The following is a 23,252-nucleotide window of genomic DNA, read 5'->3' on the forward strand; positions in this document are numbered from 1 at the left end:
TTGCCTGAGTATCACCAATGGGCGTACCCATACTCAGGAAACGAAAAAGCCACCCTGTTCACATCACTAAGAGTTTATAAACATGATGCATAACAAAGTAGCCAGGGTCCTCGACCCTTAAGATCTTTTGGCAAAACATAGTCGGAAAGCATACCGCCCATGTCAAGAAACGGTTGGATATATCAATAAAAACTATGAGCCTTTTCCAATCGCTTTCGAATTACAGTTCTAGAAATTCGATAATCTGTGCAGGATAACGCTCAAAGCCTACAAAACTGTGATCACCGCCTTGTTCTACTGTTTGCTTAGCGTCTGCAAACTTATCTACCGCTTGTCGATAGTCTAAAACCTCATCTTCTGTTTGTTGCAATAACCAAAAAGAATGTGGCGACGCGATGCTTTGTACATCAAGAGCTTTTAACTCGTCAATATGACAAGCTTCAAGTGTATAGGTTTCATGCGTATATGGGTTAGTTTGCTTACCCAAATAATCTACTAGCAACTCATAAGGCTTGACTGCGGGGTTGACCACTACCGCTTTAAACCCAAACTTGTCATTTAGCCACGTTGACATAAAACCGCCTAATGAGCTGCCCACTAGACCAATTTTATAGTCGTCTTTATATTGCTCGAGAATATCCAACAACATTTTCGCCGCTTGCTGAGGATAACAAGGTAACTGGGGAACAATCACCTTAATATCAGGCCTATGTTGCTCGCAGTAGGCTCTCATCACATTCGCTTTCATGGAGAGTGGAGAGCTATTAAAGCCATGGATATAGAGAAGAAGTGAAGGTTTACTCATAGATATCTCGCACAAAAAAGCGAGCCCGAACAGAGAGCTCGGACGCGTTAGTAGCCGTTAGAAGAGAAGTCTGGTTGGAACTGGCCATCGGGAAGCCGACCTACTTGGGTCGTAATATCGCCACAAGCGTGTAGTTGCAGCTCCCGCCAACCAGGCGAAGTGGTATCAAGGGCAAAATCATCCGAGTTAGGCTTAAACTGAACACAAGTTGAGGGTGTTGCCATCACTCGAATGCCCTTGTGAAGCACATTCATATCTTGATGAACATGACCACAGAGAATGCCTTTCACGTTATCAAAACGCTCGACAACCTGCCAAAACGCTTCGGCATCTTTTAAAGTATGTTGATCAAGCCACGCGCTTCCCACCAGTAACGGGTGATGATGCAACAAAACAAGTGTGTGTCTTTCTGGGTGTTCGGCTAGCTTTTCTTCGAGTAGCGTTAATTGCTGATCGCTCAAGCGCCCATGAGGAACGCCAACCACTTGCGAGTCTAAAAGAATTAACTGCCAATGCTCGCCAAGCAACACATGCTCTGCGGCTTTGATTTGTGGCGAAGGCAAAACACTGCCCATATTAGGCTTGTAATCATGATTACCAGGTAGCCAAAAACAGTCTTTCTCTAGCGGTTCAATGCCGTTGGCAAAGCGCTGATAAGATTCTGCACTATGGTCTTGGGAAATATCCCCCGTCGCCAAGATGTAATCAAACGCCACGTTGCGGCGTAAAACATCAGCAACAACAGCATTGAAGCTATCGACTGTTTTTACGCTTAGCAAACTTCCCTCATCGGCAGCAAACAGATGAGTATCCGTAATTTGTAAAAGTTTGATGCTGTCACTAGATGATTGCAAAATGAAAACCTGATTCGTCCACTATATCGTTATTTGTTATTTTCCTTTAGTGACGTGACGATCAATTGAAGGCAAGTGGTGTTCTACTGATACCACTTCGTAAACAAAACGTCAGCCATTCACCGAGGAATGTGTTTAATTGATGCTTTTCATCTTTCTGCATCAGTTGGTCATTGGGATAATCATACTTAGCTTTTATGCGAGAGAACTCTCCGCTTGAGCATACTTCGGCTACTCTCGCATCATGATAAAGCCTGACAGACATCGTCGGTAAAGGAAACACTGGCGTTTCATCACTCTGACATATCTCAACAACTGTGGTGTATTTTGTGATTTCATTCACGGTCAATTGGTAAACCATGTTCGCCGCTTGGTAGCAACGTACATCCCCAACTTCGGCAGAAGCAGGCAATAAGGCGTTCAACTTAGCGTAGTTGGTCTCATACGTTCTCATAAGACCAGCTAAATCAACATGATATTGTTGTTTTTCAGCCAATTGTGCCATTACTCACTCTCCACCGTTTGGGATAGTCCCCATTCTGACTTTAACTCTTGATGGTGTAATTGCAGCCATTGCAACGCAATAATCGACGCACCATTTTCAAATTTTCCGTCCTTCACCCATTGATACGCCGTTTCACGACTCATGACATGAACGCGGATATCTTCATTCTCATAGTCTAAACCATGAATGCCGTGCGCTTTAGACGCATCCACTTCACCAACAAAGACGTCTAGCTTTTCCGAGCAACCACCAGCCGAAGGATAATAGGAAGTAACAGGTACAACGCGCCCCACCTGAATCCCCGCTTCTTCGACAGCCTCTCGACGAATTACGGCTTCAGCAGATTCATCGCGGTCAATCATACCGGCGACAATTTCTAGCTGCCAAGGGTGTTCATGTTCCAACGCGCCAATACGAATCTGTTCAATGATTACGACCTGGTCCGTCTTTGGATCATAAGGAAGCATCGCTGCTGCGTGACCACGCTCGAACATTTCTCGTTCGACAACTCCACTCCAACCACCAGCAAATAGCCTATGCTGAAAGCGGTATTTCACCATTTTGAAAAAACCTTCAAATAAGGTTTCTTTCGAGATGACTTTTACATCTCGCGAAGTAAAATCTTGTTGTTGTTTGTCACGCTGTTGCATTCAACACCTCTCTGAGTGAATCCTGTAGTTTACTCATTGTTATTCGCTTGCTCAAAGGACTTGGCTCAACTTTTTGTATAATAGTTACAAATTAATTTAAGTCTTTGCTAAAAATTTATTGCACAAGTGGATAATTACGTGTAAAAAAGTGCAAACTTTAGAGTAAATATCGTGCAAATTGAGTTAAACTACTGAGAATTAACCAATCTATGGACCGCGGGAATAGAAAATGAAAAAATTGCTTCCACTATTTATCAGTGCAGCGCTAGGTAGCATGAGTACGTCTGCGTTCGCAGACTCTTTGGCTGAAATCTACGACTTGGCAAAACAAAATGATCCACAATTGCTCAGTGTAGCAGCACAACGTGACCAAGCTTTCGAAGCAATCACCTCAAGCCGTAGTGCTCTATTACCACAAATTAACCTTACTGCGGGTTACAATTTAACTCGTGGTGATACTGAATACGATTCAAATCTAATTAGCGACGTATCAAACGATGGCAACGCACTAACCGCTGGCGTTAGCTTTTCACAAGCACTTTACAACCGCGCATCTTGGATCTCTCTAGATACTGCTGAGAAAAGTGCTCGCCAAGCAGACGCAACTTACGCAGCGACGCAACAGGCACTGATTCTTCGCGTGTCACAAGCGTATTTTGAAGTTCTACGCGCACAAGATAATCTTGTTTTCGTACGTGCAGAAAAAGCCGCGGTTGGCCGTCAACTTGAGCAAACTAAACAGCGTTTTGAAGTAGGTTTGTCTGCAATCACTGACGTGCATGACGCACAAGCTCAGTACGACCAAGTGCTAGCGGACGAAGTGTTGGCAGAAAACGCGCTCACTAATAGCTACGAGTCACTGCGTGAAATTACAGGCCAAGAGCACAAAGATCTCAACATTTTGGACACTGGCCGCTTCACTGCTAGCCCATCGACCGTACCTGCTGAATCGCTCATTGATGAAGCAAAAACCAAAAACCTGACCTTGCTATCTTCACGTATTCTTCAAGACATTGCGCGTGACAATATTTCACTAGCAAGCTCTGGCCACCTACCAACGCTCTCTCTAGACGGTGGTTACAACTACGGTGATACTTCTCATAGCTCTCGTGACAACACGACAGACAACTTCAATATTGGTGTGAACCTTGCAGTACCGCTATACACAGGTGGTAACGTAACCTCTCAAACCAAACAAGCTGAATACGCATACGTGGCAGCAAGCGAAGATCTTGAAGCACAGTACCGTAGCGTAGTCAAAGATGTTCGCGCACAAAACAACAACATTAACGCCTCTATCGGCGCATTACGTGCGTATGAGCAAGCGGTTATTTCTGCACGCTCTGCACTAGAAGCAACAGAAGCTGGCTTTGATGTAGGTACTCGTACTATCGTTGATGTACTGGACGCGACTCGTCGTCTATACGATGCGAACAAAAACCTATCGAACGCTCGTTACGACTACATTTTAAGTGTTCTTCAGCTACGCCAAGCAGTTGGTACGCTAAGCGAACAAGACATCTTGGACGTTGATGCAGGTTTGAAAGCGGCAAAATAACCGCTAACTGAATACTTCAGGTCTTAATAAATAAAAACGCCAGTTGAGTTATCAGCTGGCGTTTTTTATTACTTGTAGTTCAGAGCCTAAAAGTGTCTCTGAGCATCAAGTATCAAAAAGGCCGCACTTAGCGACCTTTATGAGCAAATAGCATTTCAATGCTAACAAACAGCAGGCTTAGCCCTTACCGCCTTTGATTGCATTAATGATCTCACTGGTCGAGCAGCCATCTTCAAAGTTCAATACACGAACTTCACCACCCGCCGCAATGACTTCTTTACCACCAGCAATCTCTTCTGGTTTGTAGTCACCGCCTTTTACTAGCAAGCTTGGTAGAACTTCTGAGATCAAACGCTGCGGCGTATCTTCACTAAATGGTACAACCCAATCCACAGCGCCCAAACCTGCCAACACCGCCATGCGGCGATCGGTTGGGTTTACCGGACGACCAGGGCCTTTAAGGCGTTTTACTGACTCATCGGTATTTACCGCAACGATTAGGCGATCGCCCAGTTCAGCAGCATGGTTTAAGTAAGACACATGCCCAGCGTGCAGAATATCAAAGCAGCCATTTGTCATAACGACTTTCTCGCCACGAGCTCGTGCTTTTTTCACCGCTTCGATCAGTGCTTTTTCTGAAATCACACCGTAATCCGTGTCTTGGCTGCCATGTACCGCTTCTGCTAATTCAATCTCAGAAAGCGTTGACGTGCCTAGTTTACCAACCACAACACCTGCCGCTGCGTTTGCTAATGCACACGCTTCTTCAAATGATTTGCCTGCGGCAACAGACGCTGCCAATACAGAGATAACCGTGTCGCCCGCACCTGTCACGTCGTACACTTCTTTCGCTTGAGTTGGAAGGTGGAACGGTTCCTGGCCACGACGAATCAAGGTCATTCCGTTTTCGCTGCGTGTCACTAAAAGCGCTTCAAATTCAAACTCTTCAACCAAAGCCAGTGCTTTCTCTACTAGCTCTTGGTCAGATTTCACTTTACCTACAACGTCTTCGAACTCTTTCATGTTTGGCGTAAGAAGTGTTGCGCCACGGTAGCGTTCAAAATCAGCACCTTTCGGGTCAATGAAAACCGGAATATTTGCTGCGCGCGCTTTTTGAATGTATGCCTGAACATGCTCTAACGAACCTTTTGCGTAGTCAGACATAATCACGGCTTTAACGTTTGGCAGTGCGGCATCCATACGCGATAGCACAGGCGCAGAATCTGTGTTTTCAAACTTGTCTTCGAAGTCGAGACGAATAAGCTGTTGTCCACGGCTCATTACGCGAAGCTTCGTAATCGTTGGGTAATCAGGCAGTGCAACGAAATCGCACTTCACATTGAGTGAGCTCAGCGTCTCCGTCAGCACTTTTGCAGGCTCATCTTCCCCAGTTAGACCAACAATGTGAGCATGGCCACCTAGTGATGCGATGTTCATCGCAACGTTCGCAGCACCACCAGGACGCTCTTCATTGTTTTCTACTTTTACAACAGGAACCGGCGCTTCAGGAGAAATGCGCCCGGTTGGGCCATACCAGTAACGATCTAGCATGACATCACCGATGATGAGCACACCAGCGCTGTTGTAATCAGGTAGAATTGGTTTCATTGTTGGTCTCCAAAAATTAAATCGAAGTGAGTTTATCACAGCCCTTATCGAGGCTAAATATATGGTCTTAACTGAACCACTGATTCCAAGCCTGTTTTACCCACTCCCTTTCGGCAACAAACTTATCTTCCACCACATCAGCGTCTAAATTGAGTAGATTTCGGCGGTGTATTTCGTTGCGCATTGTCGTGTAAGCACGTATCAACTGCATTGCTTGGTCTTCGTCCATAACATCTTGCGCAATGAGCGTTTCAAAGATGCGCACATTATCACACCAACGCGTCAATTTCGGCTTATCGTGACTATAGTTGAGCACTAGGTACTGAGCGAGAAATTCGATATCGGTAATCCCACCTACATCTTGCTTGAGCATAAAGCGGCCTGGCTTTTTCCCCCCAAGATGACCGCGCATTTTTTCTCTCATTTCGACAACGTCTTTTTTCAGTTCAGCTTGATCGCGTGCTTTGCACAGCACATCATGCCGCGTATTGTGAAATGCAATTGCCAGTGGTTCATCACCATAAATCATGCGCGCGCGGACAAGTGCTTGATGCTCCCATGTCCACGCGTCTTGATGTTGATAGTCGTCGAACGCGTCCGTTGGGCTAACCAACAAACCCGATGCACCGGACGGACGCAATCGGGTATCGACCTCGTATAAAATACCGGAAGCGGTGCGAGTGGAGAAAATATGAATGATACGCTGTGCTAAACGAAGGTAGAACTGACGACCATCAATCTCTTTTTTGCCGTCAGTGTAGACATTGACTGGGCAGTCATGCATGAAGACAATATCCAAGTCGGAGTTATAGCCGAGCTCCCACCCTCCGACTTTACCATAGCCAATTACAGCAAAGCCTTTGCCTTCACGATCTTTCACATGCGTTGGCTCGCCGTACTTTTCAGACACTTGCAACCAAGCCTGACTGATCACCGCATCAACGATAGCTTCCGCTAAATAAGTTAAATGGTCACTCACTTTCATCACTGGCAATGCGCCAGCAATATCTGCCGCTGCAATACGCAAAATACAAATTTGCTTAAACTGACGCAACGCTTCCATTTGCTGTTCCATATCATCTTCAGGAATACGCGCCAAATAATCACGTAGCTCTGTACGGTAACTGTCTAATGGAATGGGATTGTACAGCTGCGCAGGGTCGATTAACTCATCAAGCAAGATAGGATAACGAGACAGCTGCTCTGAAATCATTGGGCTTGCGGTACACAAACGTACGAGCTGCACCAGAGCCGCTGGATGCTCATCCAATAATTCCAAGTAAGTTGTGCGAGTGCAGATGTTGTGTAGCAAGTGAAGTACACGAGATAAACCAAACTGTGCATCAGGATGGGCAAAGACCGCATCAAACACTTTCGGCATCAAACGATTGAGCACTTCGCGTCCACGTGGGCCTAACGTTTTTTTGGCCAGATCGGTTTTAAAGTTGATGATGGTTTTCGCGCATGAAGCAAAGTCTTCAATCTGAATATCCTGCTGCAAGATATGCTCAAGAACGTCTTGTTTGTCGGCCATATCCCATAGCTCATGAAAATGACGAGCAACAGTAGTCCCCTCGTCTTCTTCATCATCACCAATTAGTGATTCAAAAACTTGGTGAACATTTGCCATATGCTGCTGGGTTTGCTCAATTAATTGCTCCCAACAGCTCATTTTCATCGCAGTGGCGAGCTTTAAGCGTTCGGTTTCGCAATCAGGCAGCGTCTGGGTTTGCTTATCCGCCATTGCTTGCAACAAGTTTTCTAATTGACGCAAGTACTTGTATGCAGCTTCTAGATCGCTGACTTCTTTTGGAGTAAGCAATGCCAGTTCTTCAATGCCTTGCAGCGTTTCCAACAGCCCTCGATTACGCAAAGAAGGCTCTCGACCACCTCGAATCAATTGAAAAACTTGAGCGATAAATTCAATTTCTCGGATGCCACCCGCACCTAGCTTAATGTTGTTATTCAACCCTCGGCGGCGAACCTCGCTACTGATCATCGACTTCATTCGACGCAAAGATTGAATCGCACTGAAATCAATATAACGACGAAAAACAAAAGGGCGCAGCATTTGGCGTAGCTCTTGATACTGCGGGTACATCTCACATCCCATCACCCGAGCTTTGATCATCGCGTAACGTTCCCAATCTCGTCCCTGTTCTTGGTAATAATCTTCAAGTGCGGCATAGCTCATAACCAAGGGGCCACTTTCTCCAAATGGGCGAAGCCGCATGTCGACGCGGTAGCAAAAACCATCGAAGGTTTGTTGGTCGAGCGCTTTGATGATGCGTTGACCAAGACGAGTAAAGAACTGGGCATTGGCAATGCTTCGGCGTGCGCCTTGGGTTTCACCATTCTCTGGGTACGTGAAAATTAGATCAATATCGGAAGAAAAGTTTAGCTCGCCACCACCCAGTTTCCCCATGCCGATAATTAACATCGGCTGCACTTCACCGTCCTCACTTGTTGGCGTGCCCCACTCCTGACAACACACTTGATATTGCCATTGATAGGTTTCAAAAATCATCGCTTCTGCCAACTCAGATAAGTGGCTTAAAGACGTCTCTAGAGACCATGCATGCGTGAAATCCTTCCACGCAATGTACACCATTTCTCGGTTGCGAAACTGACGCAATACGCGATGACCAGACATCTCATCAGGACATTGTTCCAACAGTTCAGCAAGGCTTGAGCGGTAAGACTCCTGACGACTTGGCTGCGCTAACATACTTGGCAACTCACGGGCTAGGACTTCATCGCGATGAATGGCTTCGGTTATAAATTGGCTTAAGCCCGCCACATAACGAAATTGCTGCGCAACTTCATCGGGCCAAAGGGGAAAATAACCTGCGTCTTGGGCGTTTTGTACGGCAGATTCAGCGATAGAAATCAGTGGCGAAGGCAGCTGCATTTTTCTTCCTTGTTTGAAAAGCACGGTAACTCATTCTTTATACCAGACTGAAAGCAAATAAAAACGCCCACAAAAGGTTTGTGGGCGTTTTATCAAAAGTTCGGGATCGAATATTAAACTTGGAAAGATTTGATCTTCTTGTCTAGCTCACCTGCATTATTTTGCATCATTTCAGAGGTTTCTAGCAGCTCGGTAACGACAACAACTGAGGCTTCCACCAACTCACGTACATTGGTGAGGTTTTGGCTCATCTCTTCTGCAACACTGCTTTGCTGACCAGACGCCGTCGCGATCTGGAAGTTCATGTCATTGATTTGCGTCACTTGCCCAACAATACCATCGAGCTCAGATCCAGCATTAGAAACCAGCTCGTTTCCATCTGCCGCTTCTACAACGCTTTTTTCCATGAGTTCTACCGCAGATTCAGCACTGGTTTGCAGCTGTGCGATCATCTCTTGAATTTCTACCGTCGCTTGTTGTGTACGTTGGGCAAGGTTACGAACTTCATCTGCAACCACAGCAAAACCCCGCCCAGCCTCGCCAGCTCGCGCCGCTTCAATCGCCGCATTCAGTGCAAGCAGGTTGGTTTGTTCAGAAATGCCTTGAATCGTCCCTACAACGCTACCAATGGCTTCAACACGTTCTTCAACTTGGTTAACCGCTTGTGCCGATGAAGCGATATCCGACGAAAGTTCACTCATTTTCGCCATTGTACTTTGCAAGAACTGCTGACCAGAAATTGCTTGTGCGGAAGCTTGCTCTGTCAGAGAAGAGGCCGTCTGGGCATGTTCCGCAACCGTTTGGACCGTCGACGACATTTCACTCATCGCCGTAGCAAGTTGATCAATTTCGTTAAACTCTTCTTGCGCCGATTCCTTCGTTTCCGACATGCTCAGTGTCATGACTTCGGTGAGCGTTGATAATTCATCAGACGCATTAATTTGCATTTGAATCACATCGTGCAATTGTCGACGTGTCTTTTCTAATTCACGTGCCACGTCTCCGTATTCATCTTTACAATCCATACCAAATGGAACAGAGAGGTTCTTGCTCGCCATCAGTTTGATCGCGTCGCTCAGATACTGTGTTTGACGCAACATCACTCTAGCCGCCGCTAATAAGAGCACGACAAAAACCACAATCAATAAGGCGGTTTGCCAAGCAACTTGCGTTAAATATGCTTCATAATGCTGTTGGGCAACTTGCGCGTTTTGTGTCGCCGCTAAAAGTGAGTCGTAAAAAGTGTTTGCGTCCCACAGTTGTTTTGCCACGATCAGGACAGTACTGAAGACCATCAACATGACCATTTTAGGCACCAGTCGAATGTCGGATATGACCCTTTCCCATGGCTTAAATGCCAGCTTTTCCATTGTCAGTTCTCCACCGAGTCTTATATAGTCTTTATCTATAATCTTTATATTACTTATAGTTATGTTCGCGCTTTGCGTGGTTACGCGATTTATTTTGAGCTTCGTATGAAAAACAATGATATCAAAGACAGCACACGACCGATGGGCCTGTTGTCACTAATATTGTCTTTTATGGCACTATTTGTGATCTCTGGCTTGTTGTTTTTCCCGATCGATCACGAAACCCGTCAAGTTCTTATCGGTCTGGATTTCATAATCTGTAGTATTTTTCTACTACAGCTCACCATTGATTTGATCCGGTCCACAGATCGCTGGTTATTCCTTAAACGTCATTGGATAGATTTCGTGGCGAGTATCCCATTGATAGAGCCCCTGCGCTTTGCTCGTATTTTTCATATTATGCGAGTGGTATTAGTACTGCGTTCGTCAAAGTTCATTTTGCATCAGCTCAAAGAAAACCGCCGCGAAACCACGGTCGCCTCTATACTGCTATTGATGGTTATCCTCATAACACTCGGTTCTAGTGCAATGCTGTTTATCGAAGCGAAAAACCCAGAAGCGAATATTCGTACTGGCGCCGATGCTTTGTGGTGGGTATTTGTAACAATCTCAACGGTTGGTTACGGCGATCATTATCCAGTGACCTCCATAGGAAAGTTTTTGGCTGTCATCATCATTGTTTGCGGGGTGGGTATCTTTGGTATGATCTCGGGTCTTATCACCTCTATCCTTACTGCCCCAACGAAACAACAGACGCACAGTTCAATCAATAAAGAACGTATGCTCGAGCAGCTCCTAAGCCAACAAGCGCAAATACTAGAACGACTCGATTTCATGGAAAAAGAGCTACAACAACGTAAAACAGAGACAAAAAAATAGGACCTCATGGTCCTATTTTTTTGTCGTTACCACCAGAACGATCATTCACGCCAATAAGGCTGCACTTCCACACTGATCGCTCGGGTTTGATCCATTGCATGTAAAATTGAACGCTCTTGACGGTGCAACCAGCGTTCTAACTGCTCTTTTTCTGCGTCTTCCAGCATATCAACCAACGGGAGCAAGTGGTTCAGCATTAGCAGATCATCGATACCATGCACCAGATCCGCCCATGGTAAACGAAAGCTGTTACGCTCATCCGAGTTATACAAACTCGCGAAACCAATGCCAGTATAGAGGTTACGCAATAAGCGATAGCGCTGATCAACGTACTCTTGCGCCGTCAAATCGCGCTCTGCTGGGAAAGCTTCCATTAGCTCAGCCCAAGTGCGATCGAGCTGAGTAACTGAAAACAGCATGATGTTACTTGCCATTTTTTCACGTGCTTTTTCATCAAGAAATGGCTGCCAACCGCGCGCTAAGATCCAGCGGCTTAGATCCAGCAGTAACCCTGTGTAACGCGCGGAATTGAGTAACCCTAGCACTTCTTCACGGCTTGGCAACTCTTGTAACTGCTGAGTCAACTCAGATACTAAGAACTTACGCGCATCCAATTTACGCAGCACATTGCCTTTGTCATCTAAGAGCTCTTCAAGGTGTGCATGCTCATCCAACCAACTCAGTTCTTCTTCCAACCATTTAAGCTCTTGGCGCAGAATCGCACTTGCGCGACGAGGGACAATCCCGCCAAAAATAGTCAATGTTTGACGAATGAAACGAATGGCATTACTGATTTCACGCAGTGCTTCCACGCTGTCACGCTCAGCATAAATTTGCTCGTGATAATGCCAATGAGACAAAGCGTGCTCTAAAGAGTTGATCAAGCAAAATTCAACGGTATCCGTCGGACTACTGTCCACAAGTGCCAATGATTTTACTTCATCACCCGCATAACCACTTGCAAGTCGATAACCTTTCGCCGCTTTGCTCAAGTTACCCAAGCGCATACCGCCTTGCTCGCAAAAGCTGCGTGCCAGCGTGAATAAAGCTTCGGTTTGGCCTGACTTAAGTTCCAGTTCAACTTCGCAAATCGGCTCTTGCTTCTCTTCTTCGTCTTCACCTTTGGCTACAACTAAGCCTTGGTCAAAGGCAACTTCAATCTGACTGCCATCGGGCATGCCAATCAGCCATTGTTCACGTGTGAAGTTGGTCGAGAATAATGGCATAAGCTCGGATTGCAGCGTTTCTGCATCTTTACCTGGAGGCCAAATATCTAGAGGATGAAGCGACAGATTAGGCTCGTCGCTAGTGTGCTCAGCATTGTATTCTGGTCTTTGATGTAAGCCTGCGACGACGCGTCCTGCTGTCTTTACGGTTTGGACGAATACATCATCAAAACGGCGAATTCTTAAACCAATGTCGTGCTTTCGAAGCCATTTATCGGCAGTATCAAAATAGGTGTTACCCAAGTCACGACAACTATGCTGAAGTACTTTTGTCTCAGAAATTTTTTCTTTTAAAGTTTCTGAAAATTCAGGAGAAACAAAAAACTTCAGTTCTATTTCGGTTTCCATAGCTATACCTTTCAAAGCAGATAGAAACAGGATATTGCGTAATTTCTCACACGGCAAGAGAGAAATATCGCCGGAATGATGATCTAAAACAGTTTTAATGAGCGATTTAATGCGTTACCATGCGCGCCTTTATAGCCATCGTTCAACATTTCGCCAAGCACTCAGAAATGGTGTATGTTTTTTTAAGGTTATAGTTATTAGGTTGAATGACCATGCCAGTAAATACAATTATGGGGTTATTTGCAAAGTCCCCAATTAAGCCTTTGCAACGCCACGTTGTGTGTGTCAACGAATGTTGTTCACACTTGGTGAAATTCTTTGAAGTATCTTCAAAGGGTGATTGGGAAAAAGCAGCAGAAATCCGTGCACAAATTTCTCACCTAGAGAAAGAAGCGGATGTGCTGAAACGTGAAATCCGTCTAAAACTGCCTCGCGGTTTGTTCATGCCAGTCGACCGTACTGACATGCTTGAGCTTTTGACTCAACAGGACAAACTTGCAAACCTGGCAAAAGACATTGCTGGCCGTGTATATGGTCGTCAACTTGTCATCCCTGAGGCTCTCCAACCAAACTTCCTCGCTTACGTTCAACGTTGTCTTGATGCTGCCGATCAGGCGCAAAAGGTAATCAATGAACTTGATGAATTGCTAGAAACCGGCTTCAAAGGCCGTGAAGTGACGCTCGTCGCTGAAATGATTCATCAATTAGACGTTATCGAAGATGATACCGATGCCATGCAGATTGAACTTCGCCAACAGTTGATGGTGATTGAAGCTGACATGAACCCTATCGATGTCATGTTCCTATACAAGATTCTTGAATGGGTAGGTGGTATTGCCGACCAAGCGCAGCGCGTAGGTGCTCGTTTGGAAGTCATGCTATCTCGATCTTAAAACATAAAGTTAACGACATAACGAAGAGCATAATTAACACGTGTCATAGGGACGATGACTATTTTCATCGTCTTATGGTTTGGCGCGCGTAAAATTTTGTTCCGCTTGTTATAAAACAACTAGGTATTACGATGGATATCCTTGCGAACTACGGCACTGTCCTGATTATTGTTGCAGCGATTTTTGGTTTCATGATGGCGATTGGTATTGGCGCGAACGACGTTGCTAATGCGATGGGTACATCTGTAGGTTCAAAAGCGCTAACTGTAAAACAAGCTATCATCATTGCGATGATCTTCGAATTTGCAGGTGCTTACCTTGCAGGCGGTGAAGTAACCGACACTATCCGTAAAGGTGTAATCGAAACTTCTTTATTTGCTAGTCAACCAGATGTTCTTGTCTACGGCATGATGTCTGCGCTTTTAGCAGCAGGTACATGGCTGCTTCTTGCTTCTTACATGGGCTGGCCAGTATCAACGACTCACTCAATCATCGGTGCAATCATTGGTTTTGCATGCGTATCAGTAGGTACTGAAGCGGTTGACTGGGGCAGCGTTCAAGGCATTGTTGGTAGCTGGATTATTACGCCAGTGATTTCAGGTTTCTTTGCTTACGTTATCTTTGTCAGCGCACAGCGCCTGATTTTTGATACTGAGAACCCTCTGTTTAACGCGAAACGTTTTGTACCTGTTTACATGTTCATCACAACAATGGTGATTGCACTTGTAACCATCAAAAAAGGTCTAAAACACGTTGGTCTTCACCTGACCAATGGTGAAGCCTGGATGTGGGCAGCAGCAGTTTCAGCACTTGTGATGATTGGCGGCTACGTATACATCCAGAAAAAATTCGCTAATCGCGAAGAAGACCGCAGCTTTTCTGGCGTGGAAGGTATCTTCAGCGTTCTGATGGTTATCACCGCTTGTGCGATGGCATTTGCACACGGTTCAAACGACGTTGCAAACGCCATTGGTCCACTGTCTGCTGTCGTATCGACTGTTGAACACATGGGCGAAATCAGCACGAAAAGCACCATCGCTTGGTGGATTCTACCTCTTGGTGGTATTGGTATCGTGGTCGGTCTTGCAACACTAGGTCACAAAGTAATGGCAACCGTTGGTACAGGCATCACTGAGCTAACGCCTAGCCGCGGTTTTGCAGCACAGCTAGCAACAGCATGTACGGTAGTTCTAGCGTCTGGTACAGGCCTGCCAATTTCAACCACTCAAACATTGGTTGGTGCGGTTCTCGGTGTTGGCTTTGCTCGTGGTATCGCAGCACTGAACCTAGGCGTAGTTCGTAACATCGTGGCATCATGGATCGTTACACTACCAGCGGGTGCGTTATTGGCCGTAGTATTCTTCTACGGACTTCAAGCGATGTTCGCTTAAGACACTCGTCAATAGAATGTAAGCGCTTTGTCATTATTGACTCAAACGCACAGAAAGGGAGGCTTTGCCTCCCTTCTTTGTTGCACCGAAGTTTGAAACTGCATACTATTCGTCTATTTCCGGCTCCAATCATTCGGTGCCAACGCTGTCTCCAAGAAAAATCGTTAAGGGATTTACTGTGAAAAAACTAATCATCACGGTTTTGTTTACTTTGCTAGCAGCGCCAGCGGCCCTAGCAGCAGACCGTTATATTTCTGATGACCTCTTCACTTTTATGCACTCAGGTCCAAATAACACCTACCGTATTATTGGTAGTGTTAACGCCGGTTCTAAAGTACAACTGATTAAAACCAACCGAGATACTGGCTACACGCAAGTTCGTGATGACCGTGGTCGCACTGGTTGGGTACAAAGCAAGTTTGTGACAAACCAAGAGAGCATGGCAATTCGCCTTCCTCGCATTGAGAAAGAGCTAGCCGAAGTAAAAGAGCAGCTTGCTAATGCTCGTCAAACTTCTGATGCAGAGAAAGCAGGTCTTGTTACCTCTCTCGAAACACGTAACCAACAAATTTCAGATCTAGAAAATAAATACTCTGAGATCAGTGATCAGCTTACTTCTGTTGAAACAGAAAACCGCGAGCTACGCGCAAAGCTGGATACACAAAAAGATGACATGCTGCTTAAGTACTTCACTTATGGCGGCGGTGTTGCAGGTTTAGGTTTACTATTTGGTTTGATTCTTCCGCATGTCATGCCTCGTAGAAAGCGCTCTCCTGCGGGTTGGGCATAAACCCTTACGCTTTTATCTTTAAAAAGAACGCAAAAGCCAGTCGATATTGACTGGCTTTTTAGTTTGCTTCGTTTGATAGAAGTGAGTACTACTCCCCCATTGAACTAGAGGCTCGACGACGATCCGTTGCGCCATAAAGCTTGCCATCTTTTAGCTCAATTGCATTCAAACCGCTTACCACTGGAATAACGTGCACTGGGTAGCCAAGCTCCATAAACTCAGGCACCAACATTTCTGCGAACGTTTTCTTTTCCACCAGCAAACCAGTCGGGTCATAAGACTTGGTGCGGTCTATCTTAGTGCCATACTGGATGTTTGGTAAGTCAATAGCCTCTTGCGCTGATAAATTCCAATCCAGCACCCCAACCACGGTTTTGAGTACATACCCCGGGATTTGTGAACTACCTGGTGACCCAACCACCAAACGCAAGTTATCATCACTGTCCATCACCATTAATGGCGTAATAGCCGAACGTGGACGCTTGCCCGCTTCAATTGAGTTTTGCGTAGGCTTGCCGTTAACCGTTGGCTGAGGTGAGAAGTTAGCCATCTGCGCATTCAAGATAACGCCATCGACCATCACACCCGAGCCCATACCCGTTCCTACCGTGCTGGTCATCGCAATTGCATTTCCATCTCTATCGACGATAGAAATATGCCCTGTATCTTTGCTCTCGAAGCCTTGATATTGCGCATACTGAGTTTGCGTTATCTGTCCTGCTTTTGGATCCTCTTTTAAAGTGCCATTATCAGGGATTAAATCACGTCTCTGATCTAGATAGGCTTTAGACAACAACTGTTCAACTGGCGTTTCCACATAATCCGGATCTCCGGCATACGCAATACGATCGGCTTTTGCAATTCGCATCGCTTCAGTCATGAGACGCCAAGGTTCCACATCCGTTTTCGCCATATGGGCAATGTCATAGGGTGCGAGCAGTTCAAGACTCTGAGCGACCATCACACCGCCCGAAGCTGGGTAACCAAAAGAGACGATTTTATTCCCACGGTAGTCGCTCTCAATGATGTCACGCTGCTTCACTTGGTAATGTTTAAAATCTTCTAAAGACAACTTCTCGTGTTGGTCATCAATACGACTATTAACCGTCTCTACGATGTGCTGACCAAGCTCACCACCATAAAGGTAACGATCGCCTTGTTGCGCGATCTTCCTCAGCGTCTCAGCCATCTTAGGGTTCTTCATCAAGGTTCCCGTCGGCTTAATATCGTCCCCTTGCCAATACAAGGCTTTCACTTCCGGATCTTGCTCAAGTCGGCTTTGCTCTCTTACTACGATGTCGTAGGTGTAGCTGTTCATCGCGTACCCATTGCTCGCCAATGTAATCGCCGGCTTAATCAGCTCTGCCCATGGCAACTTGCCATATTGTTCATGAGTGGTGTAAAGCAACCGCAATGTGCCCGGAACCGCAACAGAACGAGGGCCTAATATTTCGTTGCGACTGAGTACTTCCCCATTCTCAACAAACATTTCAGGGTTCGCGCTAGAGGGCGCTTCATCTCGACCATCAAGGGCCAGAAATTTTTTCTCGTCATGTTGATAAAACAGCGCGAAAGTCCCGCCGCCAATTCCGGTCATATCTGGCTCAACGACAGACATCACCATCTGCATCGCGACCATAGCATCAACAGCATTACCGCCTTCTTTCAATATTGAGTAACCGGTACTGCTCACGTAAGGATTCGTCGCACTGACCATGAAATCTTGCCCGCGACTATCTGGTGTAACTGGGAATGGGTCTGGCTTTGCTGCATAGCTTGTCGATGCAACAATGCTTAAAGAAAAAATCAGAATACGCATGTGTCTCTGTTTAGACTCCTATTATGTGATGGGGTCTAACGTGGACCAAGTCATTACTCCGAAGTTCGTGAAGATGGTGTCTTTTTACACAACGCTGACTGGAATCGCGCTATCAATAGATGAATGATATTGGTGCTATTTAAACGACTGAGGAAAGCTATATTTTGCTTGTTTGAGTATCTAGAAATCATCACCAGAATAGATGCAAAAGATGCTCTGAAAAATAAAAAGCCAGCGATATGATTTCGCTGGCTTGATGTGTTTCTACAAGAGTTACCCTTTCCACTCATACAACGCTGGTATACGAATTTGCTCACCTTGGAACTCAACAATCACAGCTTGCGGTTGTATTTCTCTTAGAGTGACCTGATCATCAACGACATCCCCCTGATGATACTCAACATTGTTAATTTTCACCCAACGGCGATTTTCATCACTAGCGTACATATGGGTTTGCAAATTAAGCGCAGGTAGACGCCCTTGCCACTGGTGAGCGTTGCGCTCTAAATCGTTCACGCGTGCCGTTTGTGATGACGAATTGTCATCATCTCGGGATAAGGCATTTTCGACCTTCCTAGCTAAATCTGGAGATAATGAGGATAAATCCAGATCATCCAAAGACAACCCGAGGTCCTCTTCAGCAGCAGAAGTCGTTTGGGTTGATGCTGAGTCGCGTGTTTCATCTCTGCTTGGTGTATGGCTCGTGTATTCATCGGGGGTGGTAAATGTACCAAAATCACGCGATAGCTCTGCACTTGGCCACTCTCTTGGCAATTGGGCCAACTGGGTGTTCTCTGGATAGTCTAATACTTTGAAAGGTGATACCACTTCGACCTTTTCTATCGGGGACGTTGTATCTACTTCAACACTCGGTGCAAAGAGATCTAAGTACCAAGCGACTCCGATAGCAGAAGCAGTGATTGGCAGCAAGAAGAGACCTATATGTTTCACAGCTGACATTATGCGTCCTCCTTCTCTATTCTCGCCAGTTGAGGCGCATCTGGCTGAACATTTTGCTGAAGTCGGTCTAGCGTTCGCTTACCTGCAATACCATCGACACCAATTCCTTGCCAACGTTGAAATAACTCGACTCGCTCTTTCATCGCACCATCAAAAATAGACGTTTCAAGCAGTGGCTCACTCACCGCTTCTGCTAATAATCGGTCTAATACTTCAATCGCAGGGCCTTCCATGTCTAAACGTAATGTTTCATTCAGCGGAGCATGCCGCAGTTCGATAATATTGCCCTGCCACAACGGCTTTAGCCACGAAACTGGCAGACGCAGACGCTGCTTGCCATTGAGCACTTCAGCTTGGTCATTACCGACGGCATATAGAATGACATACCCAACATCACCTTGATAATTCAACTCCAAGATCACAGGGCGATTTTGTTGCATCAACAGCGGCCAAGTCGTCATTTTACGCTCACAACGCATAGTCGACTGCGGTTCTGACAAACAAAGATTATCGCGAACCGATGCTTGATACCCCCACAAACGATACAAATCATTTACAGCGAGGTTCGACTGTTTTTGTGTTAACAATAAATCACGCTGCTCATCCGTTAACTGTTGGCTTACGACGGTTGGTGTTGGCTCTACTCTTGGCTCCGTCACTTGTGTCAACACTGACGTCGCTTGAGCTGGCATATAATTCACGACCGCCCACCCCGTACTTAATGCAGCAATAAGGCCTACCGTGACAGAGCCCCAAGCAGGCCAACGGAAAGTCCGGCGCTCTTTTTTATCTTGCTGATAAATATCTGCCTGAAACTGCATCACCTCTTCACAGGCCTGCTGAACGGTTTGCTTATCCACCACCACATTACCCTGGTGATAACTAATGTTGAGGGATTTGTCACAGATAAGGTTGATGAGCCGCGGTATACCGTGACTGTATTTGGCTATAAGTTTACAAGAAGCACGATTAAACAGTTGCTGGTCGCCACCTGCTGTATGTAGTCGAAATGCGATGTAATCTTCTGTCTCTTTTTCATCCAACGGCAACAGGTGATAACGCCCGGTAATACGCTGGGCAAGTTGGCGTAGTTGTGTTGTTTGTAATAACCGCTGCAATTCAGGCTGCCCGACCAACAACACTTTGAGCAATTTTCTGGTATCGGTTTCCAAGTTGGTCAACAAGCGCAACTGCTCTAGAACGTCGGCAGCAAGGTGTTGAGCCTCATCAATGACCAGCAATGTCTGCCAGCCTGAACGATAATTACGCAGCAAATATTGATGGATAACCTGGTTTAGCTGTTTGAGGTTTGCATCTGGCGGATAGGTGATTTTGAACTCATCGCAAATGGCTTCGAGCAAGTCTCTACTCGAAAACGTGGGATTGAGAATAAGACCCGCTTTGGTGTTATCACCCAAATTCGCCAGCATCGCTTTTGCGACGGTCGTTTTGCCTGTACCTACTTCGCCAGTAAGCATAGCAAAGCCACCGCCATCGCCTAGCCCAGCTTGGAGATGTGTGATTGCCTCTTTGTGACGTTGGCTTAAATACAAATAACGTGAGTTTGGAACAATCGAAAATGGTTGTTCGACAAACCCAAAAAAGTCCTTATACATTAGGCTCTCCAGCTAAAAAACCACCTGGGAATAGTCAGACATGGTATAAACGCTCTTCTTCTATTCTTAGGAGTAAAGAAAAGTACCATTGCTTGCTACAATGTCCAACGGCATATCCATAAATTAAGAGGTAATTCGTGCAAGTTTATTTAGTAGGTGGCGCAGTTCGAGATAAATTGCTCGGAATTGATAGTTATGACAACGACTGGGTGGTCGTAGGCGCGACGCCCGAGATGATGCTGTCCCAAGGATACACCGCCGTTGGTAAAGACTTTCCTGTATTTCTGCATCCCAAAAGTAAAGAAGAATATGCCCTTGCACGAACAGAGAGAAAGTCAGGTTCTGGTTACACTGGTTTTGAATGTTTCTTCGATCAAAACGTCACCTTAGAAGAAGATTTGATACGTCGTGATTTAACCATTAACGCGATGGCAATGGAGAGTGATGGCACGATCCATGACCCATATGGTGGCCAGCAAGATCTCAACGATAAACTGCTACGCCATGTATCAGACGCCTTTATTGAAGACCCTCTACGCGTTTTACGTGTCGCTCGCTTCGCAGCGAAGCTTGCTGATCTAAACTTTACGGTTGCCGACGAAACCATGCGGTTAATGCGTCACATGGCAGAGTCCGGAGAGCTGAGCACACTGACTCCCGAGCGTGTTTGGCAAGAATGGCATAAATCTCTCTCTACTCCTCGCCCTGATATTTTCTTATCGGTTCTACGAGACTGTGGTGCATTAACCGTGGTGTTACCTGAAATTGATGCACTATTTGGCGTACCTCAACCTGAGAAGTGGCATCCAGAAATTGATACTGGCATCCATACTTTGATGGTGGCAGAGCAAGCCGCAAAATTGAGTAACTCACTCCCCGTCAGGTTTGCCGCCCAAGTGCATGACTTGGGTAAGGGCGTGACGCCAGAGAGCGAATGGCCAAGCCACAAAATGCATTGCCATACAGGATTAAAACTGATCAAAAAGCTGTGCGAACGTGTCCGGGTACCAAATGAGTTTCGTGATTTAGCCTTGATGGTGTGCGAACAGCACTCCAATATTCATCGCGCGGCTGAACTTAAACCACAAACCATAATTAAAATACTCAATAAGCTCGATGTGTGGCGTAAGTCCGAACGTCTGCAAGATATCTTGCTTTGCTGCCAAGCGGATCACGCTGGTCGTAAAGGACTGGAAACGCAACCATATCCACAGGCGGATATTTTTAGGCAAGCCTACCAAGCAGCAGCGGCAGTTGACGTTCAAATCATAATCAAAGAGGGCTTTAAAGGCCCTGCGATTCGTGACGAGCAAGAAAAACGACGTATTGAAGCAGTGAAAGCAGCACTTAAGAAGTAACGAACAAACAAAAACGCCCGCGGATTTCGCGGGCGTTTTTCGTTAACATCAATTATGAACTTAATAGAAAAGCGAACAAACCGATGCCCAAAATCAGACGGTAAATCACAAACGGTGTCATGCCCATGCGTGAAATCATCTTCAAGAAGAAGTGGATACAGATGTACGCACTGATAAACGATGTGATAATGCCAGTCATTAAGAAACCAACATGGACAGGTTCACCACTGGTCACTAACTTCATGCCTAAGTAGCTACCAGCTAATGTAATGATTGGGATCGACATTAAAAATGAAAAGCGCGCAGCCGCTTCTCGAGTAAAGCCAAGGTAAAGCGCTGCTGTGATGGTCGCCCCTGAACGTGAAGTTCCAGGAATCATCGCTAAGGCTTGAGCAATACCGATAAATACAGCTTTCTTCCAACCCGTTTGGTATTCATCGGCAACGAGTTTAGCGTTTTTGTCTACCCACCATAGCAACAGGCCAAATACGATCGTAGTAGTCGCGATAACGTAAGCGCTACGTAGATACACTTCAATGATGTCTTTCATCAATAAGCCGAACACACAAGCTGGAATCGTCGCAATCACGATCATCCAAGCCAATTTAGCTTCTTTACTGCGATCTCCTTTAAAGATCGAAGCAAATAACGCTTGAAACAAAGTGATTACTTCATGACGAAAATAGATCACGACAGCCATTAATGTACCGACGTGAACAGCAACATCAAAGGCTAGACCTTGGTCTTCCCATCCTAAAATAGCGGAAGGCAGGATCAAATGGGCAGAGCTTGAAATAGGCAAAAACTCTGTCAGCCCCTGAATCAGAGCCAAAATAAAGGCTTCAAAATAACTCATGTAAACAACTCAAATTAAAAATGAAAGGAAACGGGTTTGAGCGAATCGACTGGCTGCATAGCATGCCAAATGTCTGCGACTGTGCGTCCATCGCCTGGGATCACTAATTGCGGTTCGAGATCATACAGCGGCTTTGTGACAAAAGGATATTTGTAGATATCACTGCGAGGTAGCTCAGGTTTTTTCTTGGAGACGCGCTCACCGAACAACACTATATCGAGATCCAGTGTTCGATCCTGATACTTTTGCGCGTTTTCTTCGCGTCCCCACTTAAATTCAATCTCGCGTAGTTGATGGCTCAACTCTTCTAATGACAACTCGGTACGCATTGCAACGACAAAGTTGTAGAAATTCTTGCTGCTAAAACCAATAGGTTCGCATTCATATATCGGTGATACGAGGAGATTTTCTCCAAGCCGTTGCAGCTCCTGATACGCAGCAAGCACATGTTGCTCTCTTTCTACGTTCGTCCCAACACCGATATAGGTGGTGATCATGCTCGGCCTCGCTCAATCACCACACCAACAGCACGTGCTTGCGGCACGGCGCCAGGCTTCGCTAGGCGGATTTTCACCCAAGGCACTGAGAAACGCAGCATGATAAGCTCTGCTACTTCTTCAGCCACGCGCTCGACCAGTAAGAAACGACCATTTTCAATGTGGTTAAGTACCGCCTCACTCACCTGCGAATAATCCAGTGCATCTTGCACATCATCACTTTTGCCCGCAGGTTTATTATCGTGTGCCATTTCAATATCTAGAACCAACTTTTGTTTGATTTGTTGCTCCCAGTCGTACACGCCAATTGTGGTGATTACTTCTAACTGTTCAATAAAAACTTTATCCAGAGCCATCT

20 protein-coding genes are annotated in these 23,252 nt (G+C 45.8%); 6 read left to right on the forward strand and 14 right to left on the reverse strand.

Features of this window, described 5'->3' with window-relative positions; all coding sequences use genetic code 11:
• Window positions 1-220 precede the first annotated feature (220 nt).
• From yqiA to nudF, 4 genes are all read right to left on the reverse strand, one after another.
• Window positions 221-805, reverse strand: a complete 585-nt coding sequence (yqiA, locus tag R7E47_RS13050) for an esterase YqiA (RefSeq protein ID WP_161440773.1) — start codon at window positions 803-805, stop codon at window positions 221-223.
• A 47-nt stretch (window positions 806-852) separates the two neighbouring features.
• Window positions 853-1,659: a 3',5'-cyclic-AMP phosphodiesterase gene (gene cpdA / locus R7E47_RS13055; RefSeq protein ID WP_005387419.1), complete on the reverse strand. Its 807-nt coding sequence runs from the start codon at window positions 1,657-1,659 to the stop codon at window positions 853-855.
• Between the two features lie 61 nt (window positions 1,660-1,720).
• Window positions 1,721-2,164, reverse strand: a complete 444-nt coding sequence (locus tag R7E47_RS13060; RefSeq protein ID WP_017633603.1) for a DUF1249 family protein — start codon at window positions 2,162-2,164, stop codon at window positions 1,721-1,723.
• Entirely contained in the window at window positions 2,164-2,814 is a 651-nt protein-coding gene (gene nudF / locus R7E47_RS13065) for an ADP-ribose diphosphatase (protein WP_017633602.1), read from the reverse strand. The genes R7E47_RS13060 and nudF overlap by 1 nt, the downstream gene beginning before the upstream one ends.
• A gap of 229 nt (window positions 2,815-3,043) precedes the next feature.
• Between nudF and tolC the strand changes: the two genes are divergently transcribed.
• Window positions 3,044-4,372: an outer membrane channel protein TolC gene (tolC, locus tag R7E47_RS13070; protein ID WP_005379884.1), complete on the forward strand. Its 1,329-nt coding sequence runs from the start codon at window positions 3,044-3,046 to the stop codon at window positions 4,370-4,372.
• Between the two features lie 177 nt (window positions 4,373-4,549).
• On the opposite strand, the gene hldE is transcribed toward tolC, so the two are convergent.
• The 3 genes from hldE to R7E47_RS13085 all read right to left on the reverse strand — a co-directional run bounded on the left by hldE (window position 4,550) and on the right by R7E47_RS13085 (window position 10,261).
• Entirely contained in the window at window positions 4,550-5,980 is a 1,431-nt protein-coding gene (gene hldE / locus R7E47_RS13075; RefSeq protein WP_017633601.1) for a bifunctional D-glycero-beta-D-manno-heptose-7-phosphate kinase/D-glycero-beta-D-manno-heptose 1-phosphate adenylyltransferase HldE, read from the reverse strand.
• Window positions 5,981-6,047: 67 nt separating this feature from the next.
• Window positions 6,048-8,891 (reverse strand): bifunctional [glutamate--ammonia ligase]-adenylyl-L-tyrosine phosphorylase/[glutamate--ammonia-ligase] adenylyltransferase, encoded by a 2,844-nt coding sequence (glnE, locus tag R7E47_RS13080; protein ID WP_258488277.1) that lies wholly within the window; start codon window positions 8,889-8,891, stop codon window positions 6,048-6,050.
• A gap of 113 nt (window positions 8,892-9,004) precedes the next feature.
• Window positions 9,005-10,261 carry a methyl-accepting chemotaxis protein gene (locus R7E47_RS13085; protein ID WP_005379890.1) on the reverse strand — a complete coding sequence of 419 codons (1,257 nt, stop codon included), beginning with the start codon at window positions 10,259-10,261 and terminating at the stop codon, window positions 9,005-9,007.
• Window positions 10,262-10,366: 105 nt separating this feature from the next.
• Between R7E47_RS13085 and R7E47_RS13090 the strand changes: the two genes are divergently transcribed.
• A complete protein-coding gene (locus R7E47_RS13090) occupies window positions 10,367-11,140 on the forward strand; it encodes a potassium channel family protein (RefSeq protein WP_005387432.1) in 774 nt (257 codons plus the stop codon).
• Window positions 11,141-11,181: 41 nt separating this feature from the next.
• Here R7E47_RS13090 and R7E47_RS13095 read toward each other — a convergent pair whose 3' ends face one another.
• Window positions 11,182-12,714 carry an inorganic triphosphatase gene (locus R7E47_RS13095; protein WP_182015953.1) on the reverse strand — a complete coding sequence of 511 codons (1,533 nt, stop codon included), beginning with the start codon at window positions 12,712-12,714 and terminating at the stop codon, window positions 11,182-11,184.
• Window positions 12,715-12,926: 212 nt separating this feature from the next.
• On the opposite strand from R7E47_RS13095, the gene R7E47_RS13100 reads away from it, so the two are divergent.
• The 3 genes from R7E47_RS13100 to R7E47_RS13110 all read left to right on the forward strand — a co-directional run bounded on the left by R7E47_RS13100 (window position 12,927) and on the right by R7E47_RS13110 (window position 15,788).
• The gene (locus R7E47_RS13100; RefSeq protein ID WP_005379896.1) at window positions 12,927-13,607 is read left to right on the forward strand and encodes a TIGR00153 family protein; all 681 of its coding nucleotides are present in this window, start codon (window positions 12,927-12,929) and stop codon (window positions 13,605-13,607) included.
• Between the two features lie 131 nt (window positions 13,608-13,738).
• Window positions 13,739-14,998 carry an inorganic phosphate transporter gene (locus R7E47_RS13105; protein ID WP_005379898.1) on the forward strand — a complete coding sequence of 420 codons (1,260 nt, stop codon included), beginning with the start codon at window positions 13,739-13,741 and terminating at the stop codon, window positions 14,996-14,998.
• Window positions 14,999-15,176: 178 nt separating this feature from the next.
• Complete coding sequence (locus R7E47_RS13110) at window positions 15,177-15,788, forward strand: TIGR04211 family SH3 domain-containing protein (RefSeq protein WP_005379900.1); 612 nt, start codon at window positions 15,177-15,179, stop codon at window positions 15,786-15,788.
• Window positions 15,789-15,876: 88 nt separating this feature from the next.
• On the opposite strand, the gene ggt is transcribed toward R7E47_RS13110, so the two are convergent.
• The 3 genes from ggt to R7E47_RS13125 all read right to left on the reverse strand — a co-directional run bounded on the left by ggt (window position 15,877) and on the right by R7E47_RS13125 (window position 20,183).
• The gene (gene ggt, locus R7E47_RS13115; RefSeq protein WP_025768393.1) at window positions 15,877-17,607 is read right to left on the reverse strand and encodes a gamma-glutamyltransferase; all 1,731 of its coding nucleotides are present in this window, start codon (window positions 17,605-17,607) and stop codon (window positions 15,877-15,879) included.
• A 273-nt stretch (window positions 17,608-17,880) separates the two neighbouring features.
• On the reverse strand, window positions 17,881-18,567 hold the full coding sequence (locus R7E47_RS13120; RefSeq protein ID WP_005379904.1) for a general secretion pathway protein GspB: 687 nt from the start codon (window positions 18,565-18,567) through the stop codon (window positions 17,881-17,883).
• Window positions 18,567-20,183, reverse strand: a complete 1,617-nt coding sequence (locus tag R7E47_RS13125) for an ExeA family protein (protein ID WP_318084337.1) — start codon at window positions 20,181-20,183, stop codon at window positions 18,567-18,569. The genes R7E47_RS13120 and R7E47_RS13125 overlap by 1 nt, the downstream gene beginning before the upstream one ends.
• Window positions 20,184-20,320: 137 nt before the next feature.
• On the opposite strand from R7E47_RS13125, the gene R7E47_RS13130 reads away from it, so the two are divergent.
• Window positions 20,321-21,541, forward strand: coding sequence for a multifunctional CCA addition/repair protein (locus tag R7E47_RS13130; protein WP_053306866.1), 1,221 nt, complete (start codon window positions 20,321-20,323; stop codon window positions 21,539-21,541).
• Between the two features lie 52 nt (window positions 21,542-21,593).
• Here the strand turns inward: R7E47_RS13130 and R7E47_RS13135 are convergent, their stop codons facing one another.
• From R7E47_RS13135 to folB, 3 genes are read right to left on the reverse strand one after another with little or no spacing between them, the layout of a single operon-like run.
• Window positions 21,594-22,397 (reverse strand): undecaprenyl-diphosphate phosphatase, encoded by an 804-nt coding sequence (locus R7E47_RS13135; protein ID WP_033906080.1) that lies wholly within the window; start codon window positions 22,395-22,397, stop codon window positions 21,594-21,596.
• A gap of 14 nt (window positions 22,398-22,411) precedes the next feature.
• Complete coding sequence (gene folK, locus R7E47_RS13140; protein ID WP_005387457.1) at window positions 22,412-22,894, reverse strand: 2-amino-4-hydroxy-6-hydroxymethyldihydropteridine diphosphokinase; 483 nt, start codon at window positions 22,892-22,894, stop codon at window positions 22,412-22,414.
• Entirely contained in the window at window positions 22,891-23,250 is a 360-nt protein-coding gene (folB, locus tag R7E47_RS13145; protein WP_005379859.1) for a bifunctional dihydroneopterin aldolase/7,8-dihydroneopterin epimerase, read from the reverse strand. The genes folK and folB overlap by 4 nt, the downstream gene beginning before the upstream one ends.
• Window positions 23,251-23,252: the final 2 nt, after the last annotated feature.

This window comes from Vibrio sp. Vb1026 (genome assembly GCF_033338745.1).
GTDB lineage: Bacteria > Pseudomonadota > Gammaproteobacteria > Enterobacterales > Vibrionaceae > Vibrio > Vibrio alginolyticus.